Below are 16,207 nucleotides of genomic sequence, written 5' to 3'. Positions count from 1 at the left end.
GGTTTGCTTTCCGAGGTACTGCAGTACTGCATATAACAAGGGGCGGCGATACGGCGGACGCCGGCTCACCCCGGCCCACAAGTTATCGATGAAAGGAAATCCGGTGGCACAGAAGGTTCAGGTCCTTCTTGTCGACGACCTCGACGGCGGCGAGGCGGACGAGACCGTGACGTTCGCGTTGGACGGCAAGACCTACGAGATCGATCTCACCACCGCCAACGCGGAGAAGCTCCGCGACCTTCTCGAGCCTTACGTGAAGGGCGGTCGTCGTACCGGGGGCCGCTCCTCGGGCGGGCGCGGAAAGACGCGTTCCTCCTCGGGCGGCAGCCAGGACACCGCGGCCATCCGCGCCTGGGCCAAGGAGAACGGTTACGAGGTGAACGACCGCGGCCGCGTCCCGGCGTCCATCCGCGAGGCCTACGAGAAGGCCAACGGCTGATCCACGCCGTGCACGGCGGCGCCCGCAGCCGAGCGCCGCAGGCGCACGCGGTGGATCTGCGTCGCCAGGGTGTTGACCAGTCGCACGAGGTCCGCGGGGCCGTCAGCGTCCCCTCGCGGGTTTCTCGTGCCCATCGCCGACAGCGTCGGCAGCGAGGTCTCCGCCTCGCGACCCGGCTCGGGGGGCCGCAGCCATACGGCGGCCCCCTGCGAACGGTCCCGACCGCGCAGGCCCTCCTCGCCGGGCCGCCCGGCGTCCGGGCGCCCGCGCGGCAGGCCGGCCTCGGCGGCCGTCCCGGCGGTCCACGGGGCGGGGGCGTCCATCCGGCAGCCCTCGCCGAGCGCCCGCAGGTCGAGCCCCAGACCGCCCCACTCCAGCCACTCCAGCAGGCCCGGCAGCTCGTCCGCGCCGCCCGCGGCGACCAGCAGCCGCATCCTGCTCCCCTGGAGGGCCACCGGGAAGCCCCTCGCGGCCCCGCCCAGCCGCTCCAGCGCCGCGTGCCCCGCCTCCGCGGGCACGTCCAGGACGTCGAAGCGCACGCCCACCACCAGCCGCGGCGGCACGCCGGGCACCGTGGGCCAGCCCAGGACGTTCTCGTACCAGAGGCGCGTCCGGTCGCCGTGACGCCCCTCGCATCCCTCGCGTCCCTCGCGGGCCGGCGGGTCCGGCCGGCGGGGCGACGGGAGGACGGCGGAGCGGGTACGGGCCATGCCCGGGGAAACGGACGGCGGCCTCCTGGGGTTACGCTGGGTGTTTGAATGTATGCGCACGGTGTCGAACACGGGGGCGCGCGGGGGTGCTGGAGGGCGCAAGGTTGTTCGCCCGTAGCGGAGGGAACCCGTGCACTCGGCATGGACTGTCAGTAGCAGCGGGTAAGACATCCCTAGTGGGAGGGGGCGACACGCAGGGCGGGACGGCTCCCGTTCGCCACGGGCGTACTGGCGAAGGGGGTAACTGCCTGGCCTGCGGGAACATCGTCTCGCACCATCGGGTTGGAGCAGATGTCGGCGTGAGCGGGGTCAGGAGGCCATCGACGGTGTCGGCAGTTGGAATGAGCGGTCCCCGCTTGCGGGACTAAGCTGCGGAAGGACAGGGAGGGGAAGTTCCCCCCACTGCCTGACCGCTCTGAGGAGCGATTAACGATGTTCGAGAGGTTCACCGACCGCGCGCGGCGGGTTGTCGTCCTGGCTCAGGAAGAAGCCCGGATGCTCAACCACAACTACATCGGCACCGAGCACATCCTCCTGGGCCTGATCCACGAGGGTGAGGGTGTCGCCGCCAAGGCCCTTGAGAGCCTCGGGATTTCGCTCGAGGCGGTCCGCCAGCAGGTGGAGGAGATCATCGGGCAGGGCCAGCAGGCCCCGTCGGGTCACATCCCCTTCACCCCCCGTGCCAAGAAGGTCCTGGAGCTGTCGCTCCGCGAGGCCCTTCAGCTGGGCCACAACTACATCGGCACGGAGCACATCCTGCTCGGCCTGATCCGTGAGGGCGAGGGCGTCGCCGCCCAGGTCCTGGTCAAGCTGGGCGCTGATCTGAACCGCGTGCGGCAGCAGGTGATCCAGCTGCTCTCCGGTTACCAGGGCAAGGAGACCGCCACCGCCGGCGGTCCTGCGGAGGGCACGCCTTCCACGTCCCTGGTCCTCGACCAGTTCGGCCGGAACCTCACCCAGGCCGCTCGTGAGTCCAAGCTCGACCCGGTCATCGGGCGCGAGAAGGAGATCGAGCGGGTCATGCAGGTGCTGTCCCGCCGTACCAAGAACAACCCGGTGCTGATCGGTGAGCCCGGCGTCGGCAAGACCGCCGTCGTCGAGGGCCTCGCCCAGGCCATCGTCAAGGGCGAGGTGCCCGAGACCCTCAAGGACAAGCACCTCTACACCCTGGACCTCGGCGCCCTGGTGGCCGGCTCCCGCTACCGCGGTGACTTCGAGGAGCGCCTGAAGAAGGTGCTCAAGGAGATCCGCACCCGCGGCGACATCATCCTGTTCATCGACGAGCTGCACACGCTGGTCGGTGCGGGCGCCGCCGAGGGCGCGATCGACGCGGCGAGCATCCTCAAGCCGATGCTGGCCCGCGGCGAGCTCCAGACCATCGGTGCGACCACGCTGGACGAGTACCGCAAGCACCTGGAGAAGGACGCGGCCCTCGAGCGCCGCTTCCAGCCCATCCAGGTCGCCGAGCCGTCCCTGCCGCACACGATCGAGATCCTCAAGGGCCTGCGCGACCGCTACGAGGCGCACCACCGCGTCTCCATCACGGACGAGGCGCTGGTCCAGGCCGCCACCCTGGCCGACCGCTACATCTCGGACCGCTTCCTGCCGGACAAGGCGATCGACCTGATCGACGAGGCCGGCTCCCGGATGCGTATCCGCCGGATGACCGCGCCGCCGGACCTGCGCGAGTTCGACGAGAAGATCGCCGGCGTCCGCCGCGACAAGGAGTCCGCGATCGACTCGCAGGACTTCGAGAAGGCCGCCTCGCTGCGCGACAAGGAGAAGCAGCTCCTGGCCGCCAAGGCGAAGCGGGAGAAGGAGTGGAAGGCCGGCGACATGGACGTCGTCGCCGAGGTCGACGGCGAGCTGATCGCCGAGGTCCTCGCGACGGCCACCGGCATCCCGGTCTTCAAGCTGACCGAGGAGGAGTCCAGCCGTCTGCTCCGCATGGAGGACGAGCTGCACAAGCGGGTCATCGGCCAGGACGACGCCGTCAAGGCGCTGTCCAAGGCGATCCGCCGTACGCGCGCCGGTCTGAAGGACCCGAAGCGTCCCGGTGGCTCGTTCATCTTCGCCGGCCCGTCCGGTGTCGGTAAGACCGAGCTGTCCAAGGCGCTCGCGGAGTTCCTCTTCGGCGACGAGGACGCGCTGATCTCCCTCGACATGTCGGAGTTCAGCGAGAAGCACACGGTGTCGCGTCTGTTCGGTTCGCCCCCCGGCTACGTGGGCTACGAGGAGGGCGGCCAGCTGACGGAGAAGGTGCGCCGCAAGCCGTTCTCGGTCGTGCTCTTCGACGAGGTCGAGAAGGCCCACCCGGACATCTTCAACTCGCTGCTGCAGATCCTGGAGGACGGTCGCCTGACCGACTCCCAGGGCCGGGTCGTGGACTTCAAGAACACGGTCATCATCATGACGACCAACCTCGGCACCCGGGACATCTCCAAGGGCTTCAACCTGGGCTTCGCCGCCGCGGGCGACACGAAGACCAACTACGAGCGCATGAAGAACAAGGTCTCGGACGAGCTCAAGCAGCACTTCCGGCCCGAGTTCCTCAACCGCGTCGACGACGTGGTGGTCTTCCCGCAGCTGACCCAGGGCGACATCCTGCGGATCGTCGACCTGATGATCGACAAGGTGGACGAGCGCCTGAAGGACCGGGACATGGGCATCGAGCTCTCCCAGTCCGCCAAGGAGCTGCTGTCCAAGAAGGGCTACGACCCCGTGCTGGGCGCCCGGCCGCTGCGCCGGACCATCCAGCGGGAGATCGAGGACTCGCTGTCGGAGAAGATCCTCTTCGGCGAGCTGCGTCCCGGTCACATCGTGGTCGTGGACACCGAGGGCGAGGGCGAGGCCCAGACCTTCACCTTCCGCGGCGAGGAGAAGTCGGCCCTGCCCGACGTCCCGCCGATCGAGCAGGCGGCCGGCGGCGCCGGTCCGAACCTGAGCAAGGACGCGTAAGCGCCCTGCCTCACGGCCTGTGAAAGGGGCCGGCACCCGCGAGGGTGCCGGCCCCTTTCGTGTTCAGAGAGCGAAGGGACGGTGGTACGGAGCCTGAATCTCCGTGCCCGGGAAATCCGCCTCGAAGACCGTGGTGTCCAGACGCACAGCCCGGAGCGTGAGGAGTCGAACCATGCGTATGTTCGGACACAGTCGCGCCAGAGGTGCCAGATCCTCGGTCCCCAGGACGCCGGTCACCTGGAGCATCTCGACCTCGGGGAGCTCACCGGCGTCGGCGCAGTCGGCTGCTGCCGAGGCCGGGAGCGTGAGGAGGGTGAGTGCGGGCAGGGCGGCGAGTTCTGCCCAGTCCTCGGCACGGAGGCGTTCCGTACCTGCGCTCAAGGTGACTGCGGACAACAGCGACCAATTGCGCAGCCCTCGCAGTCCGCCCGCCATCAGGACTCCGACGTCCAGTGTCAGCTCGGTCAGCGGGGCGGCCTGCGGAAGTTGCCGCAGTCCGTCGGGGAGCCCACTGGTCACCGCCAGTCTGGTCAACGTGGTCAGACGATGGAGGCCGGTGATCAGCCCTGTGTGATACAAATCCAGCTCGCTCAGACTCAGGTCGGCGAGTGGTGAGAGGTCTCCTGCCTCAGGACATTGCATGAGCGCCACCTGCTCGATCGAGCCGAAGCAGGTCAACGGTCGCAGATCCTTTAGCGCCGCATTGTCTGCCAGGCCGACACCGCGTATTCCCTCGGGCAGCACCTGCACGATGTCCCCCGGCTCGTGCGGTCCGTTGACCCTCAGCCACTGTCGGGGCCCGAGCCGGGGCAGGGCGCGCAGGGCCTCCGGTGACGTGACGCTGACGAAGAAGTCACCGGTGTCCATGGGCGCAAGGATTTCGTCGGCGTAGGTGTCCTGGTTGAAACGATCCCAGGCACGCATCAGAGTGATCCGCACCCGCGTTTCACCGTGCCCGACGAACCGCGCCAACACCGGCAACGCGGCATCCGTCCCCACGAGGGCGGCCGTGGCCGCCACAGCCTCCGCCTCCTCGTCGCTCAGCCCGTCCGGCCCTGGAAGCAGCTCAAGGACCAAAGGCCCCGCCTCCGCCAGCTCACCGGCTTCCTCCCCGTTCCGCGGGGGCAGCAAGGCGTGAGCAAGTTCCTCCGTGCGCCGACGCACCTCGGGTGCCAGCTCCGTGGCGTGTTCCAGGGAAGCCATCGCCAACAGGTGGGCCCGCTTGTCCGGAAGGGCGGTCACCAGCGTCAGCAACTCCGCCCGCTCCCGTGGGCGTCCCTGAGCCACGGCCATGCGGATGACGTCCGACCACTGATCGTCCAGAGCATGTTCCGCGAGCAGGCCGAAGTCCCCCGACTCCACCGCGGCCCGTGCGCCCAGGTAGTCCTGGAAGGTGCGATGGACGAAGTGAACGGTGTCCTCGGACGGTGACAACAGCAGGCCGGTCCGGATGAGGAAATGACGCAGAACGGCCGTGGCGTCACCGAGCACGGCAGCCGTTGGGACCGCCGGGAGGAACTCCGCGATGATGCACTCTGCGCGTGCACGGTCCATCTCGGTGCGGCCGTTACGGATGAGCCAGTACGCGAGCCGTTGTAGGAGCTGCAGTTGTGGCTCCTCGCTGACTCCCTCCACGCCCGCCATGTCACGCTCGCGGTCGCGCCGGACCAGCAGCATCGAGAGGGCCGATTCATACAGCTCCTTGCGTCCGTGAGGCAGATAGCCACGCCGGTCCCGGTGCAGAGCGCAGATCAGGCCGCACATCAGGGGGTTGGTGGCCAGACGACCCAGGTCAGGCTTGGTGCGCACGGCGTTGAGCAGCTGCTTCTCGTACCTGGCGAGCAGTGCGTCCTCGTCCTCCTCACCGGTCACGGCGGCCAGATGCCAGCGTTTGATGAAGGACGCCACGTCGGACGCGCTCATCGCGGTGAGGGACAGCTCGGTGAACTCGTCGTCGACCAGCCACTCCTCACCGACGGCCGATGGGCGGGAGGTGACGAGCCAGCGGTTGCCGGGATAGGCATTCACCAGGTCGCGCAACCATCGACGAGCCCGGGCGCGCTCCGGCTCCGGAACCTCGTCGAGCCCGTCCACCAGGAGGATGCCGCGGCCAGCTGCCAGCACCCGGTGCTCCCAGCCCCCCGGCTGCGCCCCGGCCAGCGGGCAGTCGACGGCGCTGAGTAGCCGGTCGGGCGTCGGGAGCCGTTCGCCGTAGCGGGTGAGGGTGCGCAGAGGCAGGACGAAGGGAACCCGTCCCGCGAGATAGGCCATACGGCCGGTCGGCCGCTGGGCGGCGGACACGGCGAGCCACTGGACCAGTGTCGTCTTGCCTGAGCCCGCGACGCCGCGCAGCAGGACCCGGTCGTGCCCCGCCAGTACCTGGTCGGCGGGGGCCGAGACGGGTGCGGCGTGCCCCAGCCCTGGTGCGGATTCCGTGTGGCCACGTTCCAGCGTCTGGAGGCTCAGATAGGCGACGTCCAGCGGCCAGCGGGCCGGGGAATTGCTGAGGTCGATGCCGTAGATCGTGAGCTTGCCGTGCTTCTTCGCGACATACGCCCGGTACCGGCTCTCGAACGCGGTGTCGCGGGCGGCGGGGCGGGGCGTCCGTGTGATCAGTTCGTCGACCCTAGCGATGAGTTCGCCCTGGGCCCGGGTCTGCTCCACCAGGGTGCGTGCCACGAAGCCGGAGCGGCGGGTGAAGAACTCAAGGATGTGCAGGCATGCCCATTCCGTCGCCGAGTCGAGGAAGTAGCACGCGTCCGCCGACAATCCGTCGGTGGAAGGGGATGCGGTGCGCAGGTGCTGAGCCAGCTCCGTGTGGCCGAGCCGGACGGCCTGGACGTCGTCCATGTCGAGCTCGCCGAGGGCGAGCAGGCGACGGGCCAGGGCGGCGGCGACGGCCGGGTGTTCGTCGGGTGGGAAGGGCGGTTCACCGGGGGAGTCCAGGGCTTGCCCGACCAGCCGTCCGGCCAGCCGGTGCACCTCCTTTTCACCCAGCGTCCGCTTCTCACCGCGGAAGGAGACGAGGTCGGACAGCCGCACCGGCTTGGCGACCAACCCGGCGCCCGGGCCGTCCGCCACGAACAGTTTCCTCAGCAGCGGTGCGATGAGACCGGACGCCAGTCTGCCCCCCAGAAGTACGGGCTCCATCCGTCACCCTCCGTGATTGAGTCACACGGCAGGTGAACGGACGGAGCCCACCGGGGAGTTCCGGGTCAGGACAGCTGGCCGTCGTAGTCCGGGAGCTTGAAGGTGCGCTCGGCGTGGCCGCCGGAGAGGTCGGTGGCGCTGTTGCCGATGTTGGCGATGATCGTGTAGCCCTTGCGCTCGATGTCGACGCGCTGGGCGGTCTTGTACTCGGCGACGTTCCTGAAGAGGTCCAGGAAGCCGCGGACGTACAGGCCGGAGGACTCGTAGCCGGCGTGGTCGAGGTTCCACTCGGTGGGCGCCTCGATGATGCCGGGGCGGGCGGTGACGAAGAACAGGTCGACGCCGCGCTCCTCGGCGTACCGCGCGACCTCCAGGACCGGCTCGTTGGCGGGCTGCGGGAAGCTGAACCCGAAGTCGGTCTCCAGCGCGGTGTTGTCGATGTCGAGGACGATCGCCTGCTTCTCGCCCGGCCGGGCGTCCGCGATGCGCTGCTCCACATAGGGCAGGGCCTGGTCCATGACGGCCTGGCAGTCGCGCTGCCAGGTGTCGTAGTCGACGTCCGCCGCGAGGGCGGAGGGCGCGGCGGGGGCGGCGGCCGGGAGGGTGGCGGTGGCCGTCGTGGGGGCCGCTGCGGAGGGCGTGGCCTCGGCCGGTGCGGCGAGGGCCACCAGGGCGGTCGCGGAGACGGCGGTGACCGATACGCGGCGCAGCCAGGGGCGTCGGCTTCTCATCTCGTGGGGGTCCTCTCACGTCGTGACGCTGCCAACATGTCGTGTGCATGTTCGTGTGCGAGGGTGACGCGAGGTGAACCGTAGGGTTACCGGGCGGTAGGCGGCCAGAGGCCTGCGCCACATTTCTCCGCCCGCTTTTTCACTCCGCCGGTGACGTGCCGCACAGGAGCTGCGTCACATACGACCCGAAATAGTAGAGAGACACCGAAACTACATCGGACATTCCGGGCGAAAGTGCGAGCGAACGGCTTGAAATGGGGCTTTCGGCCCCTGTGAGCCCTGTCTCAGAGGGAGCGCAGCTCAGTCGATACCTACGAATTTCCGTCGTAGGTCACACCTTTGCGGCGTATCGGGCGAAAGGGTTACCACTGAATGGCCACCGCGCCACGGGTCCCGTGAGCCGGTGGTTCTCCTCTGTCCCCTCCCCCATGAGGTTTCGATGTTCGAGCGCGTCACGTCCCGTTTCCCCCGCACGTCCGCCACCCGTACCCGTGCGGCCGTCCTGGCCGCCGGCCTGGGCACCTCGGTCGTCCTGGGAGCCGGGGTCGCGGCCGCCGTCGACACCACGGCCGCCTCCGGCGCGGCCGGCGCCGTGCAGGCGCAGGCGGCCGCCCAGTCCAAGGCCGCCGAGGCTCAGGCGAAGGCCGTGCAGGCGCAGGCCGCCAAGGCCGAGAAGGCCGCCGAGGCGAAGAAGGCGGCCGCCGCCAAGGCCGTCCAGGCGAAGAAGGCGGCGAAGGCCGCGGCCAAGAAGAAGGCCGCCTCCTGGATCGACCCGGTGAAGTCCTACAAGCTGTCGGCGAGCTTCGCGCAGAACGGCGGCATGTGGGCGCACAAGCACTCCGGCCAGGACTACGCCGTCCCGACCGGCACCCCCGTGATGGCCGCCCACGGCGGCACGGTCGTCAAGGCCGGCGGCAACGGCGCCGGCGACGGCCCGGCGTACGGCAACGCCATCGTGATCAAGCACGGCAACAAGACGTACTCCCAGTACGCCCACCTGTCGCAGGTCAACGTGAAGGTCGGCCAGGTCGTCAAGACCGGCCAGAAGATCGCCCTGTCCGGCAACACCGGCAACTCCAGCGGTCCGCACCTCCACTTCGAGATCCGCACCACCCCGAACTACGGCTCGGCGGTCAACCCGGTGACCTTCCTGAAGAGCAAGGGCGTGACCGTCTGACCCGCGGGACGCGACCGAAAGCTCCCCGGGTCAGCCCTCGGCCGTGTGCCGGTGGGCCTGGGTGATCAGATCGACGGCGACCTCGAGAACGGCTTCGTGCCGCTTCACGGGGTCGCTTTCGACGTCCTGGAGGACGTGCATCCCGGCGTGCAGGGTGAACAGGGCGCTGATGCAGCGCACCTGGTCGACCAGGTCGGCGTCGGGGTCGATGAGGATGTCCCGCAGTCCGAGCATCTTCGTCTTGAACATGTCGCCGATGCGCAGCTCGCGGATGGCCGCCTGGTTCTCCTGCATGAAACGGAACAGCGGGGCGGCCTCCATCAGCGCCGCGCTGTAGCGGCGGATGATCTCCTGCTTGGTCTCCAGCGAGTGCGGCTGACGCCGTCCCCACGCGATCAGGTCCTCGATCGGCCGGGACAGGTCCTCGAAGATGCTGACGAGGATCTCTTCCTTGGTCTTGAAGTGGTAGTAGAGCGCCGCCTTGGTGACGTCCAGCCGCTCGGCGATCTCGCGCAGCGAGGTCTTCTCGTAGCCCTGCTCGGCGAAGAGCTCGAGCGCCTCGTCCTGGATGCGCTGGCGGGTGTTCCCGCGGCGCCGCTGCTTGGTGCCGTCCATGGTGCCGCCCATCTTCCCGCTCGGACCCTCTTGACGAAAACTTACTTGACGACCGGCTAGTTACGCGACTAGCTTCGCACCACAGTGAACTAGCCGGGCGGCAAGTAAGTAAAGACGGGCCATCGAGAGTGGCCGGGGGAGTAGGAGCGATGACGGACTCAGCGGCGGGGGCCGTCCCCACGGACGGGACGAAACAGCCGAGAAGCGTGCGCGTGGTGCTGCTCGCGCTCATGATCGCGATGATGCTCGCGATGCTCGACAACATGATCATCGGCACCGCGATGCCCACGATCGTCGGCGAGCTGGGTGGCCTGGAGCACCTCTCCTGGGTGGTCACGGCGTACACGCTGGCCACCGCGGCCTCCACCCCGGTATGGGGCAAGATCGGCGACATGTACGGGCGCAAGGGCTCGTTCATCGCCTCCATCGTGATCTTCCTGATCGGCTCCGCGCTCAGCGGCATGGCGCAGGACATGGGGCAGCTGATCGCCTTCCGCGCGGTGCAGGGCCTGGGCGCGGGCGGTCTGATGGTCGGCGTCATGGCGATCATCGGCGACCTGATCCCGCCCCGGGAGCGCGGCAAGTACCAGGGCATGATGGCCGCTGTGATGGCCCTGGCGATGATCGGCGGGCCGCTGGTCGGCGGCACCATCACCGACAACTGGGGCTGGCGCTGGGCCTTCTACATCAACCTGCCGCTCGGCGTGATCGCCCTGGCCGCGATCGGCGTGGTGCTGCACCTGCCGAAGAAGCGGTCGCAGGCCGGCATCGACTACCTCGGGGTGGCGCTGCTGACGGTCGGCATCACCGCGATCGTCCTGGTGACCACCTGGGGCGGCACCGAGTACGCCTGGACCTCCACGCGGATCATGGAGCTGATCGCCCTCGGCGTCGCGTCCCTGGTCGGCTTCGTGTTCTGGCAGACCCGGGCCGCCGAGCCGGTGGTGCCGCTGCACATCTTCCGCAGCCGCAACTTCACGCTGATGTCCCTCATCGGCTTCATCGTGGGCTTCGTGATGTTCGGCGCGACGCTGTTCCTGCCGCTGTACCAGCAGTCCGTGCAGGGCGCCTCGGCCACCAACTCCGGTCTGCTGCTCCTGCCCATGCTGGGCGCGATGCTGGTCACCTCGATGGTCGCGGGCCGGGTCACCACGAACACCGGCCGCTACAAGGTCTTCCCGGTGGCGGGCAGCGCCCTGCTGATCGTCGGCCTGTACCTGCTGTCCACGATGGACACCGGGACCTCCCGCCTCACCTCCGGCGTCTTCATGGCCGTGGTCGGCCTCGGCATGGGCTGCCTGATGCAGATCACCATGCTGGTCGCGCAGAACAGCGTGGAACTGAAGGACATGGGCGTGGCGTCCTCCACGACCACCCTGTTCCGCACCCTCGGCTCGTCCTTCGGCGTCGCGGTCATGGGCGCGCTGTTCAACCACCGCGTCCAGGACGTCATGGCGGAGCGCGCGGGCGCGCTGGGCTCCAAGGTGACCGAGCAGTCCGCCCAGCTCGACGCGGCGAGCCTGGCCAAGCTCCCGGAGGCGGCCCGCGAGGCGTACCAGCACGCGGTCTCCTCGGGCACGCACGGGGCGTTCCTGCTGGGCGCGGTCGTCGCGGTGCTGTCGCTGGCGGCGGCGGTGTTCGTCAAGGAGGTCCCGCTCAAGGGCGCGGGCCAGGCGAAGGACGACGACGGCGACGGCGCACCGGCGGCGGCGACGGTCACCGAGGCCGTCTGACCCTCCTCCCGTACGGCACGAAGGCCCCCGGCGGCGCACCCGCGCCTCCGGGGGCCTTCCCCGTCCACAGGCCCGGCCTCGTTGTCGGACCCCCGTGCCACCATCGGTCGCATGAACAGGACGCGGCAGCTGAGGCTGGCCAAGGACGCGATGGACCGGGACTGGGCCGACCCGGACCTCGACCTGGCCGCGGTCGCCGCGCACGCCGGATACTCGCGCTACCACTTCATCCGCGCCTTCCGGGAGACCTACGGCGAGACCCCGGGCCAGTACCTCACGCACCGCCGCATCGAGCGCGCCGAGGACCTGCTGCGCACCGCGAACCTGTCGGTCACGGAGATCTGCCACCTGGTCGGCTTCAGCAGCCTGGGCACGTTCTCCGCGCGGTTCAAGAGCCGTACGGGCCTCACCCCGAGCGAGTACCGCCGCAAGCACGTGGGCCGCGGCGCCGCCCTGATCCCCGGCTGCTACGCCATGCACTGGCTCGGCGGACACCGCGCCGCTCCGGCCGGTGCCGCGGGGAGCGCAATTCCGGAGAAGCGGGCCGACGGCGGCGCTGCCTACGGTGACAGGGCACCCAAGGAACGGCAGCGAAACGGGAGTACGCCATGATCAAGGGGCTCGCCATCACCACCGTCTGGGTCCTCGACCAGGACCGGGCGAAGGAGTTCTACACCGAGAAGCTGGGCCTTGAGGTCCGCACCGACATGACCCTGGGCGAGGGCGGCATGCGCTGGCTCACCGTCGGCTCGCCGAAGCAGCCCGACGTCGAGCTGACGCTGATGGTCCCCGGCGCGGGCATGGACCCCGAGTCCGCCGAGATGATCAAGAAGCTGGTGGCCAAGGGAGCGCTCGGCCCCGGCGTGCTGACCACCGACGACATCCACGGCGACTACGCCGAGCTCAAGGCCCGCGGGGTCGAGTTCATCCAGGAGCCGCAGGAGCGCCCGTACGGCACCGAGGCGCTGTTCCGCGACGACTCGGGCAACTGGTTCTCCTTCACCCAGCCCCGCGAGGGCGGCCTCGACACGGACAAGGACTGGGCCTGCTGAACCGCCCCCGCTACTGCGCCAGCACCGGATAGCTCCCCGTGTTCGTCGGGGCGTGCTCCGGCAGCCACAGGACGGCGGCGGCGCCCTCGGGCGGCGCGTCGTCCGGCGCGCCCGCCGGGCGTACGTTGCGGAAGGTCAGCCGCGCGCCCAGGACGCGCGCCTGGCCGGCCGCGATGGTCAGGCCCAGGCCGTGACCCCGGCCCGCCCGGTCCGCGCTGCCGGTGCGGAAGCGGCTCGGCCCCTCGGCGAGCAGGGCCTCGGGGAAGCCGGGCCCGTGGTCGCGGACCCGGACGACCCGGCCCTCCACAGTGACCTCGATGGGCGGGGCGCCGTGCCGGGCGGCGTTGGCCAGCAGGTTGAACAGCACCCGCTCCAGACGCCGCGGGTCGGTCGTGACCTCCGACTCGTGGACCACCCGCACCACCACGTCCGGGTCCTTCGCCGCCACCCGCCGGGCGACGAACTCGCCGAGCAGGATGTCCTGAAGCTCGGCCCGCTCGGAGGCGCTGTCCAGCCGGGCGACCTCCAGCACGTCCTCGACGAGGGTGCGCATCGCGCGGGCCCGGTCCTGCACCAGCTCCGTGGGCCGGCCGGGCGGCAGCAGCTCCGCCGCGGTGAGCAGGCCGGTCACCGGGGTGCGCAGCTCGTGGGCGATGTCGGCGGTCACCCGGCGCTCGGCCTCCAGCCGCTGGCGCAGCGCGTCCGCCATGGCGTCCACCGCGCTGGCCAGGTCGTCGGTCTCGTCCCGCACCACCCCGCCGATGGCCTCCCGCACCCGCACGTCCGTCTCGCCCCCCGCGACCCGGTTGGCGGCGGTGGCCGCCTTGCGCAGCCGCCGTGACAGGTGCCCGCCGATGAGCACGCCGAGCGCGCAGCCGCCGAGCACGGTGGCCAGGGAGCCGATCCACAGGGCCTGGTCCAGGTCCTTGAGGATGTCCGAGCTGCGGTCGGTGAAGCCGGAGTGCAGCGACATCACATGCCCGCTCTTCAGCGGCACCGCCGCCCAGATGTCCGGCGCGCCGCCCCGGTCGGCGACGTAGGTGGCGCGGCGGCCCTCCTCGACCTTGGCGCGCAGCTCCGCGGGCAGCTGCGGGTCGTCGATCTTGGTGTTGGGGAAGTTCAGCCGCCCGGACAGCTCGTAGTTGCGCTGGGCGATCATGATGCGCTCGTCGGCGAGGTCGCGCGCGTTGTCCAGCATCGACACCCGCGCCGCGTTGTGCACGACCAGGCTGAGCGCGACCGCCACCAGCGCGCCGACCAGCGCGATCGCCGCGCTGAGCTTCCATCTCAGGCCCGCCCCGATGCCGGCCCGCCGTACGAACGCCGTCACCAGGCGCCGGATGTGTCCCCGCATCCGCCCGCTCAGGCCTTCAGCTTGTAGCCGAAGCCGCGGACCGTCTCGATCCGGTCCTGGCCGATCTTCGCGCGCAGCCGCTGCACATGGACGTCGACCACGCGCGTGTCCCCGCCCCAGCCGTACTCCCAGACCCGCTCGAGCAGCTTGTCGCGGCTCAGCACGGTGCCCGGCGCCGCGGAGAACTCCAGCAGCAGCCGCATCTCGGTCGGGGTGAGCGCGACCGGCTGCCCGGCCTTGCGCACCTCCATGCCCTCGGTGTCTATCTCCAGCTCGCCGAAGGCCAGCAGCGGCCCGCCGTCCCCGTCGTCCTGCCCGGCGCCCGCGCCGCCCGCCCGCTCGAAGCGGCGCAGCACCGCCCGGATCCGGGCGACCAGGACGGCGCCGTCGAACGGCTTGGTCACGTAGTCGTCGGCGCCCGCCTCCAGGCCCAGCACCACGTCGATGGCGTCGGCCCGCGCCGACAGCATGATCACCGGGACGGTCGACTCGTCCCGTATCCGCCGGCACAGGCTGACCCCGTCCAGACCGGGCACCATGACATCGAGGAGCGCGATGTCCGGCCGGTCGGCGCGGAACGCCTCCAGACCCGACAGCCCGTCGGGCATCGCGGTGACCGCGAAGCCGTCCCGCTCCAGCGTGAGCTGGGTGGCCTCGCGGATGACGTCGTCGTCCTCGACGAAGAGGACATGGGTCTGGTCTGCCATCCCGCTGCTCTCAGTTCTCGTGTGGTCCCGGCCCGGGCGTGCCCCCGCCCTCGCCGGGTCTTACGTCGGCGGCCCACCCCGCGGGAGGCGCCGGCCGCGCGACGGGTCCACCCCTTCATCGTCCGTGGGCCCGCCGGCGGTTCCCGCTGTGAGCCGTGTCTCAGCCCTCGGGCGCCGGAGAGGGCACCGCGCCGGACACCGGCCCGTACTCGTTGTGGGTGCGGTACTTCTCGGCGAACCGGCCCGAGACCCAGCGGTACGTGATCACGATCTCGCCGGACGGGCTCGACACCGGGTCGCCGCGGTCGTAGACCTGCTTGGTCACCACCAGGTCCCCGCGGTCGATCTCGGCGTACACCGGCGGCTCCTCCGCGCCGAACACGTTGACGTACGCGTCGCCCTGGCGCCGGTACACGTACGCGCCGATGCCGACGGCGTCACCGCAGGTCAGCACGTTGACGACGACGTCGTCCCCGGCCTCGCCGGTCAGGTTGCCGTAGCTGACGTCCACCGGGTACTCGTCGGCGACACAGGGCTTCAGCTCCCGCTTCACCTCGGCCGAGACGGCCGGGTCCCGCTTGATCAGCCGCACCGCGTCGACCCGGTCCGGCGTCGGCGAGGCCGCGGTCGCGGGGGCGGCCGGGCTGGCCCCGCCGTCCACGCGCGCCGGGCCCTCGTCCCGGGCGCCGGTGCCGCTCGCGCCGCATCCGCTCGCGAACAGCGCGACGGCGGCGAGCACGGCCGTCGCCGTGCTCGCCGCCCGTGCGGTGGACCGGGCCCGTACGGACCCCGCGCCGGTCAGGCCGCGCAACGCTCCCGCTCCTCACGCTCCAGCGCGCGTGCGTCCGACTCGCGGGACTCCAGCTCCTCGCGGAGCCGGGCCAGCGCCCGGTGCAGCGTGCTCTTGACCGTTCCGGCCGACATGCCGAGTGCGGCGGCCGTCTCGTCCGTGGACATCTGCTCCCAGTGTCGCAGCACCACGACGCTGCGCTGCTTCGGGGCGAGGACCTTCAGCACGTCCATCAGCAGGGCGCGGTCCGCGTACTGCTCGGTGGCGTCCTCCACGCGCGACTCGGGGAGCTGCTCGGTGGGCACCTCCTCCAGCTTCCGCGCCCGCCACCACTCCGTCCGCGTGTTGATCATGACGCGGCGCAGATAGGCGTCGGCCAGCCGCTTGTCCTCGATGGTCTCCCAGCGGCCGTACGTGCGCACCAGCGCGGTCTGGAGCAGGTCCTGCGCCTCGATCGGGTCCGGGACCAGGCGCCGGGCGCTGCGCAACAGCGCGTCCTGCCGGGTGCGGACGTACTCCTCGAACTCGAGCACCTCGCCCTGCGCCATGGTGTACCGCCTTCCGGTCCCCGTTCCGGCCCGCCCCCGCGGGCCGGCCGTACCGCTCGTGATCCGTCTCGTCGTGCTCCGGTCGAGCACGCGACCGAAACTACGGAGGCGTTGTCACGGCACTGTCCGAAGCACCCTGCGGGCAGCCCTCGGGTGTCCGTCGGTTGTGTAACGGAGGGACGAACGGGACGAAGCGGCGAGGCGTTCGAGGCGGGTATGGGCGGTACGCCCGTCTCGTGCGGT

The 16,207-nt window shown here is 70.4% G+C and carries 14 protein-coding genes; 6 read left to right on the top strand and 8 right to left on the bottom strand.

Going from position 1 to position 16,207, the window contains the following annotated elements:
* Positions 1-103: 103 nt before the first annotated feature.
* Positions 104-439 (top strand): histone-like nucleoid-structuring protein Lsr2, encoded by a 336-nt coding sequence (locus ACFOSY_RS23580; protein WP_006129605.1) that lies wholly within the window; start codon positions 104-106, stop codon positions 437-439.
* Here the strand turns inward: ACFOSY_RS23580 and ACFOSY_RS23575 are convergent.
* On the bottom strand, positions 418-1,149 hold the full coding sequence (locus ACFOSY_RS23575; protein WP_394310129.1) for an SCO3374 family protein: 732 nt from the start codon (positions 1,147-1,149) through the stop codon (positions 418-420). The genes ACFOSY_RS23580 and ACFOSY_RS23575 overlap by 22 nt on opposite strands.
* A 432-nt stretch (positions 1,150-1,581) precedes the next feature.
* Between ACFOSY_RS23575 and ACFOSY_RS23570 the strand changes: the two genes are divergently transcribed.
* On the top strand, positions 1,582-4,107 hold the full coding sequence (locus tag ACFOSY_RS23570; protein ID WP_394310127.1) for an ATP-dependent Clp protease ATP-binding subunit: 2,526 nt from the start codon (positions 1,582-1,584) through the stop codon (positions 4,105-4,107).
* A gap of 63 nt (positions 4,108-4,170) precedes the next feature.
* Here ACFOSY_RS23570 and ACFOSY_RS23565 read toward each other — a convergent pair whose 3' ends face one another.
* Complete coding sequence (locus ACFOSY_RS23565; RefSeq protein ID WP_394310125.1) at positions 4,171-7,257, bottom strand: NACHT domain-containing protein; 3,087 nt, start codon at positions 7,255-7,257, stop codon at positions 4,171-4,173.
* Positions 7,258-7,322: 65 nt separating this feature from the next.
* Positions 7,323-7,988, bottom strand: a complete 666-nt coding sequence (locus tag ACFOSY_RS23560) for an HAD family acid phosphatase (RefSeq protein WP_394310124.1) — start codon at positions 7,986-7,988, stop codon at positions 7,323-7,325.
* Between the two features lie 439 nt (positions 7,989-8,427).
* On the opposite strand from ACFOSY_RS23560, the gene ACFOSY_RS23555 reads away from it, so the two are divergent.
* Positions 8,428-9,165 (top strand): M23 family metallopeptidase, encoded by a 738-nt coding sequence (locus ACFOSY_RS23555; RefSeq protein ID WP_394310123.1) that lies wholly within the window; start codon positions 8,428-8,430, stop codon positions 9,163-9,165.
* A gap of 30 nt (positions 9,166-9,195) precedes the next feature.
* Here ACFOSY_RS23555 and ACFOSY_RS23550 read toward each other — a convergent pair whose 3' ends face one another.
* Positions 9,196-9,792, bottom strand: a complete 597-nt coding sequence (locus ACFOSY_RS23550; protein ID WP_394310122.1) for a TetR/AcrR family transcriptional regulator — start codon at positions 9,790-9,792, stop codon at positions 9,196-9,198.
* 137 nt (positions 9,793-9,929) lie between these two features.
* Here ACFOSY_RS23550 and ACFOSY_RS23545 point away from each other — a divergent pair, with 137 nt between their 5' ends.
* The 3 genes from ACFOSY_RS23545 to ACFOSY_RS23535 all read left to right on the top strand — a co-directional run bounded on the left by ACFOSY_RS23545 (position 9,930) and on the right by ACFOSY_RS23535 (position 12,565).
* Complete coding sequence (locus ACFOSY_RS23545; RefSeq protein WP_394310120.1) at positions 9,930-11,513, top strand: MDR family MFS transporter; 1,584 nt, start codon at positions 9,930-9,932, stop codon at positions 11,511-11,513.
* Positions 11,514-11,624: 111 nt separating this feature from the next.
* Complete coding sequence (locus ACFOSY_RS23540) at positions 11,625-12,125, top strand: helix-turn-helix transcriptional regulator (protein WP_394310118.1); 501 nt, start codon at positions 11,625-11,627, stop codon at positions 12,123-12,125.
* Complete coding sequence (locus tag ACFOSY_RS23535; RefSeq protein WP_394310115.1) at positions 12,122-12,565, top strand: VOC family protein; 444 nt, start codon at positions 12,122-12,124, stop codon at positions 12,563-12,565. Before ACFOSY_RS23540 ends, ACFOSY_RS23535 begins: the two co-directional genes overlap by 4 nt.
* A gap of 10 nt (positions 12,566-12,575) precedes the next feature.
* Here the strand turns inward: ACFOSY_RS23535 and cseC are convergent, their stop codons facing one another.
* The 4 genes from cseC to ACFOSY_RS23515 form a co-directional block, all read right to left on the bottom strand.
* Positions 12,576-13,919, bottom strand: coding sequence for a two-component system sensor histidine kinase CseC (cseC, locus tag ACFOSY_RS23530; protein ID WP_394310113.1), 1,344 nt, complete (start codon positions 13,917-13,919; stop codon positions 12,576-12,578).
* A gap of 8 nt (positions 13,920-13,927) precedes the next feature.
* Positions 13,928-14,626, bottom strand: a complete 699-nt coding sequence (gene cseB, locus ACFOSY_RS23525; RefSeq protein WP_225656924.1) for a two-component system response regulator CseB — start codon at positions 14,624-14,626, stop codon at positions 13,928-13,930.
* 160 nt (positions 14,627-14,786) lie between these two features.
* Positions 14,787-15,437 carry a hypothetical protein gene (locus ACFOSY_RS23520; protein ID WP_394310109.1) on the bottom strand — a complete coding sequence of 217 codons (651 nt, stop codon included), beginning with the start codon at positions 15,435-15,437 and terminating at the stop codon, positions 14,787-14,789.
* The gene (locus ACFOSY_RS23515) at positions 15,425-15,964 is read right to left on the bottom strand and encodes a SigE family RNA polymerase sigma factor (RefSeq protein WP_225656922.1); all 540 of its coding nucleotides are present in this window, start codon (positions 15,962-15,964) and stop codon (positions 15,425-15,427) included. The genes ACFOSY_RS23520 and ACFOSY_RS23515 overlap by 13 nt, the downstream gene beginning before the upstream one ends.
* Positions 15,965-16,207: the final 243 nt, after the last annotated feature.

This window comes from Streptomyces lusitanus, from assembly GCF_042647945.1.
In the GTDB taxonomy this organism is placed as follows: Bacteria; Actinomycetota; Actinomycetes; order Streptomycetales; family Streptomycetaceae; genus Streptomyces; species Streptomyces pseudogriseolus.
The sequence above is the reverse complement of the archived record's forward strand: the minus strand, read 5'-3'. Positions and strand labels throughout refer to the sequence as shown.